The organism is Haloferax sp. AB510, from assembly GCF_024136985.1.
GTDB lineage: Archaea > Halobacteriota > Halobacteria > Halobacteriales > Haloferacaceae > Haloferax.
In genome coordinates, this window is the sequence record NZ_JAMYJY010000009.1 from 30,562 (window position 1) to 45,167 (window position 14,606).

The window sequence follows — 14,606 nt, forward strand, 5'->3', positions numbered from 1 at the left end:
GGAACAGAATCGCGGGCGAACGCCCCGCTGTGCTCCGACTACGGCCAGTCGTCGCGCCCCTCGTCCTCGAAGGGGTCCGCGGGGGCGTCGTCGTCGCCGGCGAGCACCCACTCGGCGGCCTCGGCGGCGTCCTCGACGGGGAGGTACTCCCAGCCGGTCTCCTCGGCCACCGCGCGGTCCTCGTCGGACGTGCCGACGAAGACGTGCCGGTCGGTGTCGAACTGGCGCATCACGTTTTCGAGGCTCTCTTTGACGCCGCGCGGTCCGGAGAAGAAGTCCTGCCGGATGCGCTCTTTCCGGGTGAAGTTCGTCACGACGTACGTCGGCTTCTCGCTCACCACGCCGATGTACTTCGTCCACGTCCGGGCGTCCGAGAACGCCGCGTTCGGGTCGCCGAGCTGCTTGAGCGCGGAGAGTTCGAACGCGAGCGTCATCGTTCCTTGGCCGCCACCTGTTGCCATACCCGGCGATAGGCGGCGACGCGTGGAAAACGACTTCGGTCCCGGTCGTCCGCGAGCGGGAGGCCGTCGGCTCGGGGGCGACCGGGTCGGGCGGAGAACGCGAGCGACGGGACGCGCGCAGAGAGATTACTGAATACGGACGTAGTCGGTGAACACCACGATATCGCCTCGCGAGAGCCGCGAGGTGGTCGTATCGATGTCGAGCCGGCCGGCGGGACTGGCGGTCGCAAGCGCGTGTTGGGTTCGCTCGCTCAACTCGTCGAAGTGGTGGACCCGGGCGCCCGGCGGCACGTCGGTAACGGGTACGACGGTCGGCGGCGCGGTGACTGCTGGGGAAGACGGCGACTGTCCGTCTTTTGATGACATGTGGTAACACACACCATGTGTGGAGATAAATGTTTGGCCGGCGGGACGACTGGCGGGCGCGTAACGACGGGCGAAAGAGAGCCAAGAACGAGGGGGCGAACCGCGAACGCGGGCGAGCGCTCGGCGAGCCGAGGCCGGGTCGGGCGGCCGCGCGCAGACGCGGCTGGCCGGGTGAAAACAGCGGGAGCGGGTCCCGAGTTACTGTTCGGCCGCCGCGCCTTCGAGGTCGTCGAGCTGGAAGTCCTGCTTCACGAGGACCTCCTTCTGGCCGCTGACGTCGACCTGCTCGCGCATGAGCTTCTTGTACTTCGTCTGCGGCGAGAGGTCGCCGATGAGGACGCCGCCGACGATTTTGCCGTCCTTGATGGCGAGCCGCCGCCACTCGGTGTCGGAGTACTTGGCCTCGACGTGGTCGTCTCCGAGCGTCGGGTGGCCGAACGAGAGGAACGGGAAGTCGAAGTGGGTGATGGAGTACGACGAGACCCAGCGGAACTCCTCGGAGCCGTAGTCGACCATGTTCTTGGCCGCGATGGTGCCCTGCTCTTTGGCGGAGCCCCACGCACCGTTCTGGGCGCGGTCGCCGAGGATGAGGTCGTGGAACTCGGTGATGTCACCGGCCGCGAAGATGTCGTCGTGGTTCGTCCGCATGAACTCGTCCGTGTAGATGCCGTTGTCGTACTCGATGTCGGTGCCACCGAGAATCTCCGTGTTGAAGTTCAGCCCGATGGCGATGCCGACGAAGTCGGCGTCGTAGTGGTCGCCGTTGGGGTCGACGGCGGTCGTGACGCGGTCGTCGTCGTCGACCTCGAAGTGGTCGACGCCGGAGTCGAACACGGGTTCGACGTTGCGCTCGCGGAGCGCCTCGTGGATGATTTCAGCGCCTTCCTCGGAGAGCGCGTAGCGCCACCACGCCTTACCGCGCATGAGGTACTTGCCCTCGACCTCCTGGGCGGCCGTGATGGCCGCGAGGTCGATGCCGAGCAGGCCCGCGCCGATGACGACGGAGTTGTCCGCGCCCTCGATGTGTTCCTTGATGTCGCGGGCGTCCTGGAACGTCCAGAAGTGGTGGATGCCCTCGGCGTCAGAGTTCTCGACGGGGAGCTGGGTCGGCGTGCCGCCGATGGCGAGAAGCAGTTTGTCGTAGTCGTACTCGGTGCCGTCGTGGGCGGTGATGGTGTGACCCTCGGGGTCGATGTCCGTGACGAGCGTGTTGAGTTCGAGGTCGACGTCGCGGTCGTCGTACCACGACTCGTCGTGGATTGAGATGGGTGCCTCGGGCAGTTTGCCCTTGGCGAATTCCTTGATGAGAATGCGGTTGTACAGCGGTTCGCCCTCGTCCGTGATGATGGTGATGTCGGCGTCGGGTTCCTCTTCGCGGAGTGTCTCAGCCGCTGAGGCCCCGGCGATACCGTCGCCGACGATCACGTACGATTGGCTCATGACCCGACGTTTGTATTCGGGGTTAATGTGGATTGCTATCTCCCTCATGATTGTTTTGCAGCCGGAAATCGGGGCGAGATAAGGAGACGGGAGCCGAATCGCGGCTGTTACTGCGTCTCACCGAACCGCTCGGCGAAGCCGCCGTCGGCGGCGGCCGGGCACTCCGAGGGTGCCGGCTCCGCGTCGTCGTCGCCGCGAGCGAACGCGGCGCGGGCAAAGCCGCGGACGCGACCGGAAACGCTACTGGTGGCGGCGATGCGGACGGCTCCGCGAACGCCGGCCACGCCGGCGGCGAAACCGAGCGGCCAGCCCAAGAACAGCGCCACGAGACCGAGACCGGGCGCGAGCGGGGCGACGAGCGTCGCGACCGCGGTGGCCACGACGACGCCGAGGACCGCCGCGACCGCGACGAGCCCCGTCTCTGAGAGCGTTCTGAACCGGCTCGGGACCGTCTCTCGTACGTCGCCGCGGCCGAAGTGGATATCGTCGAACATGGTCGTTCTCCTCGTTTGGAGAGACGACCGCCGACACCAAAAGGATAATCTGAATTACATTTCTGTAAGCGGGCTTACCGTAGCGCGCTTATGCAATCTTCTCGACAGCTTCGACCGCGGAGTCGACGACCGAGAGTTCGTCGTCGAGGTCGACGACGAGCGCCTCGTCTCCGTGTTCGATGCGGACGCGGACGCGCCACGGCTCCTCCGAGACCACGGTGAGTGCCTCGTCGCCGACGACCCACGGGAACCGCCAGAAGGGCGTTCCGCACACGTCCTGCCCCCGCGAGGAGAGGAAGCCGAGGACGGTCGACTCGTCGAGCAGGACCAGCCCGACGGGCGAGACGGCCTCGTAGGCGCACTGACCGCAGCGGTGGGTCACGACCACGTCGAGGTCGAACGGGTCGGCGTCGCGGGACAGCGAGGTGCTCGTCGTCCCGCCGCACTCGGGGCAGACGCCGTCGGCGGCGAGGCAGTGGAGGTGTCGCACGCGCTGGTCGAACGCGGATAGGAGCGCCTCCGTGGTGCGCCCTTCGAGGCCGCCGGGCGGGAACTCCTCGCGGGCGTGGGTCCGCGCGCAGTCCGCACAGGAGATGGTGAGTTTCTCGTCGCCGTAGTCGGCTTCGAGCGACCCGCCGCAGGCGACGCAGGAACCGGGTGCCGAAAAGGCGGGGAGGACGGGGTCCTCGTTGAACGTCCCAGCGAGCACGGCGCGGACGACCTTCTCGCCGGCGTGGCGGAAGTCGTAGCCGTCGTCGGTCTTGCGGACGAACTGGCCGCGGAGCTTCCCGAGGTGGTAGTTGAACCGCGCGCTGTCGTCAACGCCGACCCGTCGGCGGAGTTCGGAGAAGGGGACGGGTCGGTCGGGTGACTCCCAGAGCGCTTCGAGGATGGTGAGTCGGGTCTCGTCGGCGACGATGCCGAACGCTTCGGCCGGCGAGATGCAGTCGTCGCACTCGAGGACCGAGTCCTCGCGGACGGATGCGGAGTCGCTCATACCACCCACATGCGGGCGAACCGCATTAAATCACGTCGTCAAGACTCGTTCAGTACCCCAGCGCGCATCGCGACTGCGCCCGGACCGCGCGCCGCCGCCCCCGGAGACGTGGTCTTTAGGTGTATCCGACCCGAAGCGAACGACGAAATGAAGATTCGTCAGAACATCCGCCACTTCGCGACGAAGAAGGCCCTCACCATGCCGGTCATCGGCGACATCGCCACCGAGAAGATGGTGGACCTCCACGTTCGCATCTTCGGCGAGCGCGCGGACCCCGACCGCAGAGAGGAGCGCGAAGCCCACATGGCGGCGTTCTTCGAGTGCACGTTCGACACCTACCTCGCGGCGCTCGACGCCGGCTTCCCCGAGGCCGAGGCCCGCGAGATAACCCACGTGCAGGCCAACTTCGACTTCTACAACCACGGCTGGACGGAGATGATGGAGATTCCGGTCGACGAAATCGAGGCCCACTACGAGCGCTACGAGGAGTTCTTCGAGCGCCACAGCATCGACATCGCGGACCCGCTCGGCGAGTTCCGGACCATCGATATCCCGGACGCCCCCGCGACGCTCGACAAGCTGGACGACCCGGACCACCCCCACGCGGAGGGCGGCTTCGCCGACGACGTGTACGTCGAAGACGACTCGGGCGAGGTCGAAGTCGGCGGGGCCGACGAACCCGAGGACGTGGACGTGTCGGCCGCGCCGGGGATGCAGGACGTCGACGGCACCGACGAGAAGACCGCATAAAAGAAGCCGCGCGAAGTCGGGTCGATTCTAATCGTCGGTCGGCACGGCGGGACCGACATCGACGACGCTGTTTTTCCACGTCCCGCGGGTGAACCACGCGAACGCGAGCAGCGCCACCCCGACGTTCGAGAAGGCGATACCGTACCAGACGCCGGTCGGGCCCATGGAGAAGAACTCCACGAGCACGAACGCCGCCGGGATGCGCAGCACCCACAGCGAGATGAGCGAGAACACCATCGCCGTCCGGGTGGACCCGCTCCCGCGGAACCCGCCGTTGACGACGTTGAACGCCCCGAGGAACAGGAACGTCGGGCCGATGATGCGGAGGTAGTCCACGCCGATGGCGATGACTGCCTCCTCGCCGGGGATGAACACCGCGACGATGGGTTCGGCGAACAGGTAGGCGGCGGCGGAGACGAACACCAGCGCGGTGACGATGATACCGACGCCCCAGAACACCGCCCGTTCGGCGCGCTCGGCCTGGTCGGCGCCGAGGTTCTGCCCGACGACCGTCGAGGTGCCCTGCGCGAGTCCGATGGCCGGCAGGAACACGAGGGAGTTGAGACGGTTACCGATACCGAACGCGGCGACCGCGGTCTCAGTGCTGGCCCCGCCAGCGTTGACGGCGGCGTAGGCGACGAGCGCCGTGAGGGCGGTCACGCCGAGCGCGCGGGTCGACTGCTCGATGCTCGACGGCGCGCCGATGCGGACGATGCGTTCGACCATCTCGCGCTCCGGAATCAGGTCGCGCGGCGAGAGGCTGATGCCGACCCGGCCCGACAGTAGGAGCCAGAACCCGACGAGCGCGCCGACGCCGCGGGAGAACACCGTGGCGATGGCCGCACCCTGCACGCCGAAGCCGGTGAAGCCGGTGGCGGCGAACAGCGATTGTCCGAGGCCTTCGAGACCGACGAGGCCGAATATCGGGTTCGCGTTGAACCCGAGGATGAGGAACGGGTCGAGGAAGACGTTGATGACGACGCCGAGACCCATCAGGTACATCGGCGTCTTAGTGTCGCCCCACCCGCGGAGCAGCGCCTGGAAGATGAAAAAGCCGAACATGAACGCGACGCCGAGGAAGATGGTGCGCGTGTAGTCGACCGCCAACTGGTGGACCTCGGTGCCGGGCGTCGTCCCGATGAGCGGGAGCAGTATCGGCGTCAGCAGATAGCCGATGAGCGCGAACCCGGCCGAAAGCAGGATGACGAACCCGAGGGTCTGGCCGGCGGCGTGGTCGACCTCGTCGTGGTTGCCCGCGCCCTTGTTCTGGGCGACGAGGACCGTCCCCGCGACGGTGAACCCGCCGCCGAACGAGATCATGAGGAACACGAGCGGCCACGAAAAGGACAGCGCCGAGACGGCCTCGGAGCCGACGCGGCCGACCCAGAACGTGTCGGCGAGGTTGTACGCCACCTGCATGATCTGCGAGAAGACGAGTGGGAGCGACAGCACCAACATCGGCTTGACGAGGTCGCCGTCGACGAGGTTGACGTCCTTGGCCTTCGCGCTCATTCGTCGCCCTCCTCGCGCACGAGGTTCTCGACGACGAACTCGTCGAGCGCGGCGCGGACTTCGATGGGCGCGTCGAACGCGGACTGACTCGCCGTCTCGGTTCCCGAGGGGTCGGTCACGGCGACGCGCTGGAGGCGCGCGCCGTCGAGTGCGGCGAAGAGGAGCGACGCGGTTCGGTCGGCGTCGACCTCGCGGAAGTGTCCTTTCTCGACACCCTCACGGATGATGTCGGCGAGCCGGCGACGGATGACCGCCTCGTTGCGGGCGACCTGCTCGCGGTAGGCCTCGACGTAGGGGGCTTGCGTCCGCAGTTCGTTGAGGGCGAGCCCGAAGCGGTCGTAGTCGCCGTCGTCGTCGCCGTCGGGGACCATCTTATCGAGGAGGACCCGGAGGCGGGTCTCGGGGGCGTCGCCCTCGGTCGCGGCGACCCGCTCTTCGAAGCGGTCGAACAGGTAGCCGAGGAACGCGACGAGCAGTTCCTGTTTCGTCCCGTAGTGGTAGTGGAGGAGGGACTTGCTCTTTCCGGCCTCGTCGGCGATTCGTTGCATCGTCAGGTCCGCGTAGCCGTGGGCGCACAGCGCCCGGTAGGTCGCGGCCATCAGTTCTTCGTGGACCTCGTCGGGGACCGACTGGTCCGGCGTTTCGTCTGCACTCACTAACTGACTAGTCAGTCAGCTACTTAAAAAGAAGTTGCGAACGAGAAACAAGTTGCCGGTAAGTGTGCGATGGGGAGCCACGAGACGCGACGGCACGCTGTGGGACGACCCACCGCGAGAAGTCAGAAAAGAGTCCGAGAGAGTCGGCGGTACGGTCGCGCTACAGGCTGCGGTCGATACGGTCAGCGACCTCGTAGCCGGCGACGATGCCGCCGTTGAGCGACCGTTCGGGGTACTGCGCTTCCGACGCCATCCCCGCGTAGTAGACACCTTCGGCCACGTCGTCGCCGAGGTCGTACGGCACCACGAGGTCGAGGTAGCCCCGCTCGTACACCGGCCCGGCCCGCGGATTGCGGGCGATTTCGAACTCCTCGACCGCCGAGCGGTCGAACTCGGGGAACATGTCCACTATCTCGTCGAACCACACGTCTTCGACCTCCTCGTCGCTCATCTGCCAGAGCTCTTCGTGCGGCCCCTGCACGTAGCTCGCGACGTACAGCAGGTGGTCGCCGCCGTAGCGCTCTTTCGGCACGAAGTTCGTGTGCTCGATGAGCGACCCGAACGGGGCGTCGTGGGCGATGTTGAGCCAGTAGGTGTCCATCAGCGACTCCGACATGGTCGCCAGTCCGCAGACCGCGCCTTGGAAGTCGATGTCGCAGGGGAAGCCCGTGAGGTCTTCGAGCACGTTCGGCATCGTCGCCACGACGACCGACTCGACCTCGTGTGTCTCGGTCCCGTCGTCGGTGTCGACCGTCAGCGTCGAGACCGCCTCGCCGTCGGTGTCGAGTTCGGTCACGCGCGCGCCGGTCTCGATGTGCTCGCGGCCGACTGCCTCGACCAGCGCGTCGATGAAGGGGGCGAAGCCGCCGTCGAAGTAGCCGAGTTTCTCGCCGCGCAGCAGGTCGCGCTCGCCGCGGAAGCGAACGCGTCCGAGGAACCACGACGCCGACACGTCGTGTTTGCGCTCGCCGAATTTCCCGTCCAAGAGCGGGTCGACGAAGTTGTCGTAGACGCCGCGGGTGGTGTGCTCGACGACGAACTCCTCGATGGGCGTGTGTTCGTACTCGGCGAGTTCCTCGTAGGCGTCGAAGTCGGGGATACCCCCGCGCACGTCGACGCCGAGGGTGAGCATCCCGAGGCGGAACTTGTCGTAGAGGCTCATGTGGGGGTAGGCGGCGATCTGCCACGCGGTGTCGAGCGGGTGGACGACGCCGTCGACGTAGTAGGCGTTCTTGCCAATGCGCCACTCAAGGTCGTCTTCGAGGCCGAGTTCCGCGGCGAGTTCGACGATGGTTTCTTCGGACTTCGAGAGGTGGTGGTAGAACTTCTCGATGTCGTCGCCCTTCGTGTCGTAGGTTGCGGCGAGGCCGCCGAGGGAGTCGGCCGCCTCGAAGACTCGAACGTCGTGACCCCGGTTCTGGAGTCGGTACGCCGCGGCGAGGCCCGCGATGCCGCCGCCGACGATGCCTATCATGCTCGGACGTTCGAGGTCCGGCTGAAAGTCCTTTCTGATTAGCCGGCTTCGGAAATGACGGGTGGTGTTTTTAACCCCGCTCGACTGAACACCGGGCATGCACGGCGCTCCGTACTGGCAGGCGACGCCATACACGATCCCTATCGGGGTCGGTGCGGTCATCTTCGTCGTTCTCGCCGCCTACCTCTTTCGCCGCCGGACGGCGCGCCGACTCGTCCCCGGTGCGACCCTCGGCGCGGTTCTGTTGTTCGCGTCTGGATTCTGGATGGGAACGTACGCGCTCGAACTGTCCGTCACGGACTTCTCGGTGAAGGTGCTGTTGAACCAACTCGGCTACTTCGGCATTGCGCCGCTCCCGCTCCTGTGGTTCGCCTACGTGGTGCGCCACGCGGGCGTGAAACTGGAGTCCCGAGTCGCGTGGGCGGCGCTCGGGTCCGTGCCGGTCGCCGTCGTCGCGCTCGTGCTGACGAACCCGTGGCACGGCCTCATCTGGACCGACCTCTGGCTCAACGCCGACCACGGGTTCGTCGTCCTCGTGAACGAACACGGGGTCGCGTTCGCCGGCTTCATGGTCTACGCCTACGTGCTCATCCTGCTCGGCTGTGGTGCGCTCGTCCAGACGTCTTTTCGGTCCGACGGCGTGTACCGGAAACAGACGCTCGGTCTCCTCGGCGGCGGCCTGATCCCCGCGGTCGGGGGTCTGGTGTACGTCACCGGGTTGAGTCCGACCCCGGGACTCAACATCCCCGTGCTGGCCTTTTCGGTCGCCTCGGGGGCAGTCGCCTGGAGCGTCTTCCGACACCGGCTGTTCACGCTCGTCCCCGTCGCGTGGGAGTCGGCCGTCGAATCGATGCACGACGCCGCGCTCGTCCTCGACAATGACGGGCGCGTCATCGACGTCAACCCCGCGGGCGAGCAGTTCCTCTCGCTTCCCCTCTCGGACGCCTACGGACAGTCCGTCGTGCGCGTTCTCCCCGCGGAACTCGTCGACGCGCTCGACGGCGTTCCGGAGTCCGACGCGGAGGTGGAGACGACGGTCCCGACGGACGACGGCGAGCGCGCCCTCCTCGTGGAGACGACGCCGCTGGGCGACGAGTCGAACATGACCGGGACGCTCGTCCTCGTCCGCGACGTGACCGAACGGGTCGAACGCGAGCGGCGGCTCGAACGCCAAAACGAGCGGCTCGACGAGTTCGCGTCGGTCGTCTCCCACGACCTGCGGAATCCGCTCACCGTCGCCCGCGGCTACCTCGAACTCGCAGCCGAGACCGGCGACGAGGAGTACTTCGAGCGAATCGAGGAGGCCCACGACCGGATGGAGAACATCATCGAGGACCTGCTCACGCTGGCTCGGGAGGGCGAGACGCTCACCGACGTGACGCCGGTCGCGCTGCGAACGGTCGCACAGGAGGCGTGGGACGGCACGGTCGTCGGCGACGCGGCCCTCGACGTTCAGGTCGACCGCACTATCGCCGCCGACCGAGGCCGACTCCGACAGCTGTTCGAGAACCTGTTTCGGAACGCCGTCGAGCACGGCTCGACGGGCCGCCGGGATGCTCCCGACGACGCTGTGGAACACGGCGGCGAAGACGACGACGCGCTCACCGTCACCATCGGCGCGCTCGACGACGGCTTCTACGTCGAAGACGACGGGTCGGGCATTCCGGAGTCCGAGCGAGCGGACGTGTTCGAGCGGGGGTACACGACCCACGAGAACGGAACCGGCTTCGGCCTGCCCATCGTCAAGACGATTGCGGACGCCCACGGCTGGTCGGTCAGCCTCGGCGAGTCGGACGCCGGCGGGGCGCGGTTCGAGTTCACCGGCGTCGAGAGCGACCCCGAGCCCGCGAACGCGGAGCAGTCGACGAGCGACTGAGCGCGCGGCGAGGGGTCGGTTGCGACGTTCGCCACATTTTTATCTGCGATAAGGCAACAGCGGGGCATGGTTACGGTCCGCGCACCCGCCACGAGCGCCAACCTCGGAAGTGGGTTCGATGTTTTCGGCGTGGCTCTCGACCGCCCCGCCGACATCGTTCACGTCGAACGGGCGGACCGGACGACAATCGAAGTGACCGGCGTCGGCAGCCAGTACATCCCGACCGACCCCGACCGGAACGTCGTCGGCGCGGTCGCGGAGGCGCTCGACGCCCCCGCACACATCCGCATCGACAAGGGCGTCCGCCCGTCGTCCGGACTCGGCTCGTCGGCGGCGAGCTCGGCCGCCGCCGCCGTCGCACTGAACGAGCTGTACGACCGCGGCCTCTCGCGCGAGGAACTCGTCCCCGTCGCCGCCGAGGGCGAGGCGGTCGTCTCCGGCGAGGCCCACGCTGACAACGTCGCGCCCGCGCTCCTCGGTGGGTTCACCGTCGCGACCGACGAGGGTGTCACGACCGTCGACGCCGACATCCCGCTCGTCGCCTGCCTCCCCGAAATCGCGGTCTCGACCCGCGACGCCCGACGAGTCGTCCCGAGCGACGCCAGCATCGAGGACATGGTCCACACCGTCGGCCGAGCGGCGACCCTCGCGGTCGGGATGTGCCGCCGCGACGCCGACCTCGTCGGTGCGGGGATGGACGACCGCGTCGTCACGCCCGCGCGGCGGAACTCATCAACGGCTACCACGCGGTCCGCGAGGCCGCCCTGGACGCGGGCGCGTCCGGCGTCACCGTCTCCGGTGCCGGTCCCTCGGTCCTCGGCGTCTGCCAAGCGGCCGACCGCACCCGCGTCGCCGGGGCGATGCTCGAAGCGTTCGACGAAGCGGACGTGGCCGCCCGCGCCTACAAGACGCGGGTCGGTCGCGGCGCTGAAGTATTCGAACTCTGAGTTGTACAGAGAGAACCACTCGCACACGCTATTCTCGCCTCTTTCCGCTCCTGAGCCACTGTAACGCGTTGTCGCGGTCGGTGGTAACACGATTCCGAGAAGACTTTTCTCACTATCACGATATATTCGAACCATGGAACGAGCACTCGTCGTCGTCTCCCCCGAAGAACGGTCGCAACGAATCCTCCGCGAGGCCGGCGAACTGGCCGCCGGCAGCGGCGCGGAACTCATCGTCCTCACCGTCCTCCCGGACGAGGAGTTCGAACAGACCCGCTCGGCGCTCGCCAGCGTCGGCTCCTCTGACGTCGTCTACGGCATCGACCAGGCTGTCGAATCGGCCACCCGTCGGGCCAAGCGCGTCGCCCGCGAGGCGTTCGAGGGCCTGGACCTCGACTACCGCATCGTCGCCGACATCGGTCCCGAAGCCGACACCATCCTCGAAACGGCCCGCTGGGAGGGCTGCGACCATCTCTTCATCTCCGGTCGCCGCCGCTCGCCCGCCGGCAAGCTCATCTCCCGAGACCTGACGCAGTCGGTCATGCTCAACTTCGACGGCCCGGTCACCGTCCTCCTCGGCGAGGAGTCGTCGGACGACGCGAAGGGTAAGTCGGGACTCCTCGCCTGAAGCGGGCGGCGCGCCGAGTCGGAAAAAATCGAATCGAAAACCGAGACGGCCGGTCGTCGACGGGTTTCGCCGGTTAGACGCCGCGGCCCTGCAGCTTGTCCTCGTCGGCCATGCCGACGTTCGCCTCGCCTTTCATGCCCTTGCCGATGCCGGAGGCGATGTCGGCGAGCGTGTCGGGGTCGTCCCAGTTGTTGACGGCCTCGACGATGGCCTCGCCCATCTGTTCTGGGTCCTCCGCGCCGAAGATGCCGGAGCCCACGAAGATACCGTCGCACTCGTGGTACATCATGAGCGCGGCGTCCGCGGGCGTGGCGATGCCGCCGGCCGCGAAGTTGACGACGGGCAGGCGACCCATCTCGGCCGTCTCGTGGACGAGTTCGGCGGGCGCTTCGTGCTCGCGGGCCCACTTCTCGCGCTCGTCGAAGTTGAGTCCCGTCAGGCTGCGAATCTGGTGTTTGATGGTGCGCTGGTGCGTGACCGCCTGGTTCACGTCGCCGGTGCCGGCCTCGCCCTTGGTGCGAATCATCGCCGCGCCCTCGTTGATGCGGCGGAGCGCCTCGGGGAGGTTGCGCGCGCCGCAGACGAACGGCGAGGTGAACTCGCGCTTGTCGATGTGGTAGTCGTTGTCCGCCGGGGTGAGCACCTCGCTCTCGTCTATCATGTCGACGCCGATTGATTCGAGAATCTGCGCCTCGGTATAGTGGCCGATACGGGCCTTCCCCATCACCGGGATGGAGACGGCGTCGATAATCTCCTTGACCGTCTCGGGGTCGGCCATCCGGGAGACTCCGCCGCGCTTGCGGATGTCGGCCGGGACGGCTTCGAGCGCCATGACGGCGACCGCGCCGGCTTCTTCCGCGATTTTCGCTTGCTCTGCGTTGACGACGTCCATGATGACGCCGCCCTTCTGCATCTGGGCGAACCCGCGCTTGACGAGTTCGGTCCCGCGCCGAAGCTCCTCCAGGTCGGTCTCCTCTGGCATATCCGTCGCTTGCGACTGGGTTTACTTAAGCGGTCGCTTCCATCCGTCAACAGTTCGCATTCCACACAGGACGTGTTTCGCGGTGGGCGACTCCGGCCGCGGTCACCGAGACCGGCATCACTTTTGCATCCCCCCGCTTCGGCGTGGGTATGGACGCGGCGACCCGACTGCGCCGACTGCTCGACGACGACGGCCTCCCGGCGGGAACCGACCTCCCGCGGTGGCTCGCACCCCTGCCGGAGTGGCTGGAGAACTTCGGCCTCAACATCGCGTGGCTCGTGGTCGTCATCAACCTCGTCGGGACCGCCTTCGGCTTCTGGTACTACGGCTACCAGTTCAGCATCGAACCGACCGCGATGTGGCCGCTCGTCCCCGACAGCCCCGTCGCCACGCTGTTCATCGCGCTGTCGCTCGCGCTCTGGAAACTCGGACGGTCCAACGAGTACGTCAACGCCCTCGCGTTCTTCGGCTGTCTCAAACTCGGGCTGTGGACGCCGTACGTCCTCCTCGTGTTCAAAAGTGACTTCTCGTACCTCCACTGGGCGATGTACAACTTCCTCTTCTGGAGCCACCTCGCCATGGTCGTCGAGGCCTTCCTCATCCAGCGGTACGCCGAGTTTCCGTCTCTGGCCGTCCTCGTCGCGGTCGGCTGGTACGGTCTCAACGACCTCGTAGACTACTTCGTTCCCATCGTGGGCACGCCCCACCACACGCTCATTCCGGCCGAGCCAATCGTCGATGGGGTCGTCCAGCACGTCTCGCCCGCCCACGAGTACGCCGCGGCGGGCGCGGTCCTCCTGACCGTCGCGGCGACGTTCCTCGCGCTCGCGACGCGGGTCGCGAAGCTCGAACGCGGCGGCATCGACTGACCGAGAACCGACGACCCGTCGGCCGACTCGGACGTAGCCTTTTGTTCCGGCGCACCGAACCGACAGGCCATGCGCCTCTTCGACCGCGTGGCCGACCTGCCGGTGACCGTCGAGTCCGTCTCCCGCGACCGCTTCGAGAGCGACACGTCGAGCGGCTTTCTCCGCAAGACGACGGTGTTCTCGCTCGCTGGCGACGGCGCGGTCGGCCGCGGCGAGGACGTGACGTACGACACGGAGGACCACGACGCCCTCGCCGACGCCCCCGAGGACGCCTTCGACCTCGCCGGAAGCTACGACTCCTTCGCCGACTTCTCCGCGGCGCTCGACGGGGTCGACCTGTTTCCGACGAAGGAACCCGAACGCGAGACGGCCGAACACTACCGGCGCTGGGCGCTCGAATCCGCCGGCCTCGACCTCGCGCTCCGGCAGGCCGGCACCGACCTCGCGTCCGCCGTCGACCGCGAGCGTGACCCGCTCCGGTTCGTCGTGAGCACCCGCCTCGGTGACCCGCCGTCGGCCGACCGCGTCGAGATGCTCCTCGGTCGCGATCCCGACTGCGAGTTCAAACTCGACCCGACAACAGATTGGCATGACGAGCTTGTGTCGTCGCTCGCCGCCCACGACCGCGTCCGCATCCTCGACCTCAAGGGCCAGTACGAGGGAACCGAGGTGGACCAGGAACCCGACCCCGAACTCTACGAGCGCGTCCTGTCGGGCTTCCCCGACGCGGTCGTGGAGGACCCGGCGTTCACCGACGAGACGCGCCCGCTGTTCGACGGCCACGAAAACCGCGTCTCGTGGGACGCGCCAATTACCGGCGTCGAATCCGTCGAAAACCTGCCGTTTGAGCCGTCGTGGCTGAATATCAAACCCTCGCGGTTCGGCACGGTCGAGTCGCTGTTCGACACCATCGAGTACGCCGACGACCGCGGGATGTCGCTGTACGGCGGCGGGCAGTTCGAACTCGACGTGGGTCGCGACCACATCCAACTGCTCGCGTCGGTGTTCTACCCCGACGGCCCGAACGACGTGGCCCCCCGCGAGTACAACCTCCCCGACCCGCCGGCGAGCCTGCCGACGAGCCCGCTCGAACCGGGCGATGACCCGTCAGGTATAGACTTCTAAGAACCGAAACCCGACCGCACAAAAGACGCGCC

Annotated in this window: 14 protein-coding genes and 1 pseudogene; 6 read left to right on the forward strand and 9 right to left on the reverse strand. The window is 67.3% G+C overall.

Annotated features, from left to right (window positions below):
- Positions 1-38 precede the first annotated feature (38 nt).
- The 5 genes from NKF06_RS03160 to NKF06_RS03180 form a co-directional block, all read right to left on the reverse strand.
- Positions 39-434, reverse strand: coding sequence for a hypothetical protein (locus NKF06_RS03160; protein WP_004975410.1), 396 nt, complete (start codon positions 432-434; stop codon positions 39-41).
- Between the two features lie 153 nt (positions 435-587).
- Positions 588-827, reverse strand: a complete 240-nt coding sequence (locus NKF06_RS03165; protein WP_253244493.1) for a hypothetical protein — start codon at positions 825-827, stop codon at positions 588-590.
- Between the two features lie 198 nt (positions 828-1,025).
- On the reverse strand, positions 1,026-2,267 hold the full coding sequence (locus NKF06_RS03170; protein WP_253244494.1) for an FAD-dependent oxidoreductase: 1,242 nt from the start codon (positions 2,265-2,267) through the stop codon (positions 1,026-1,028).
- Between the two features lie 107 nt (positions 2,268-2,374).
- Entirely contained in the window at positions 2,375-2,761 is a 387-nt protein-coding gene (locus NKF06_RS03175) for a hypothetical protein (RefSeq protein ID WP_253244495.1), read from the reverse strand.
- 88 nt (positions 2,762-2,849) lie between these two features.
- The gene (locus NKF06_RS03180) at positions 2,850-3,758 is read right to left on the reverse strand and encodes a winged helix-turn-helix domain-containing protein (RefSeq protein WP_253244496.1); all 909 of its coding nucleotides are present in this window, start codon (positions 3,756-3,758) and stop codon (positions 2,850-2,852) included.
- Between the two features lie 147 nt (positions 3,759-3,905).
- Between NKF06_RS03180 and NKF06_RS03185 the strand changes: the two genes are divergently transcribed.
- Positions 3,906-4,508 (forward strand): DUF6149 family protein, encoded by a 603-nt coding sequence (locus tag NKF06_RS03185; RefSeq protein ID WP_253244497.1) that lies wholly within the window; start codon positions 3,906-3,908, stop codon positions 4,506-4,508.
- 27 nt (positions 4,509-4,535) lie between these two features.
- On the opposite strand, the gene NKF06_RS03190 is transcribed toward NKF06_RS03185, so the two are convergent.
- The 3 genes from NKF06_RS03190 to NKF06_RS03200 all read right to left on the reverse strand — a co-directional run bounded on the left by NKF06_RS03190 (position 4,536) and on the right by NKF06_RS03200 (position 8,150).
- Positions 4,536-6,020, reverse strand: coding sequence for an MATE family efflux transporter (locus tag NKF06_RS03190; RefSeq protein WP_058827709.1), 1,485 nt, complete (start codon positions 6,018-6,020; stop codon positions 4,536-4,538).
- Positions 6,017-6,676 (reverse strand): TetR/AcrR family transcriptional regulator, encoded by a 660-nt coding sequence (locus tag NKF06_RS03195; protein ID WP_058827710.1) that lies wholly within the window; start codon positions 6,674-6,676, stop codon positions 6,017-6,019. Before NKF06_RS03195 ends, NKF06_RS03190 begins: the two co-directional genes overlap by 4 nt.
- Before the next feature lie 160 nt (positions 6,677-6,836).
- Positions 6,837-8,150, reverse strand: a complete 1,314-nt coding sequence (locus NKF06_RS03200) for an NAD(P)/FAD-dependent oxidoreductase (RefSeq protein WP_253244498.1) — start codon at positions 8,148-8,150, stop codon at positions 6,837-6,839.
- Between the two features lie 97 nt (positions 8,151-8,247).
- On the opposite strand from NKF06_RS03200, the gene NKF06_RS03205 reads away from it, so the two are divergent.
- The 3 genes and pseudogenes from NKF06_RS03205 to NKF06_RS03215 all read left to right on the forward strand — a co-directional run bounded on the left by NKF06_RS03205 (position 8,248) and on the right by NKF06_RS03215 (position 11,598).
- Complete coding sequence (locus tag NKF06_RS03205) at positions 8,248-10,026, forward strand: histidine kinase N-terminal 7TM domain-containing protein (RefSeq protein WP_253244499.1); 1,779 nt, start codon at positions 8,248-8,250, stop codon at positions 10,024-10,026.
- Positions 10,027-10,092: 66 nt separating this feature from the next.
- Positions 10,093-10,973 (forward strand): annotated as a pseudogene (locus NKF06_RS03210) (homoserine kinase).
- Between the two features lie 133 nt (positions 10,974-11,106).
- Positions 11,107-11,598, forward strand: coding sequence for a universal stress protein (locus NKF06_RS03215; protein ID WP_253244500.1), 492 nt, complete (start codon positions 11,107-11,109; stop codon positions 11,596-11,598).
- Between the two features lie 73 nt (positions 11,599-11,671).
- Here NKF06_RS03215 and pdxS read toward each other — a convergent pair whose 3' ends face one another.
- Positions 11,672-12,580, reverse strand: coding sequence for a pyridoxal 5'-phosphate synthase lyase subunit PdxS (gene pdxS, locus NKF06_RS03220; RefSeq protein ID WP_058827715.1), 909 nt, complete (start codon positions 12,578-12,580; stop codon positions 11,672-11,674).
- Positions 12,581-12,729: 149 nt separating this feature from the next.
- Here pdxS and NKF06_RS03225 point away from each other — a divergent pair, with 149 nt between their 5' ends.
- Entirely contained in the window at positions 12,730-13,449 is a 720-nt protein-coding gene (locus tag NKF06_RS03225; RefSeq protein ID WP_253244501.1) for a DUF1405 domain-containing protein, read from the forward strand.
- 69 nt (positions 13,450-13,518) lie between these two features.
- Positions 13,519-14,574 (forward strand): hypothetical protein, encoded by a 1,056-nt coding sequence (locus NKF06_RS03230; RefSeq protein ID WP_253244502.1) that lies wholly within the window; start codon positions 13,519-13,521, stop codon positions 14,572-14,574.
- Positions 14,575-14,606 lie beyond the last annotated feature (32 nt).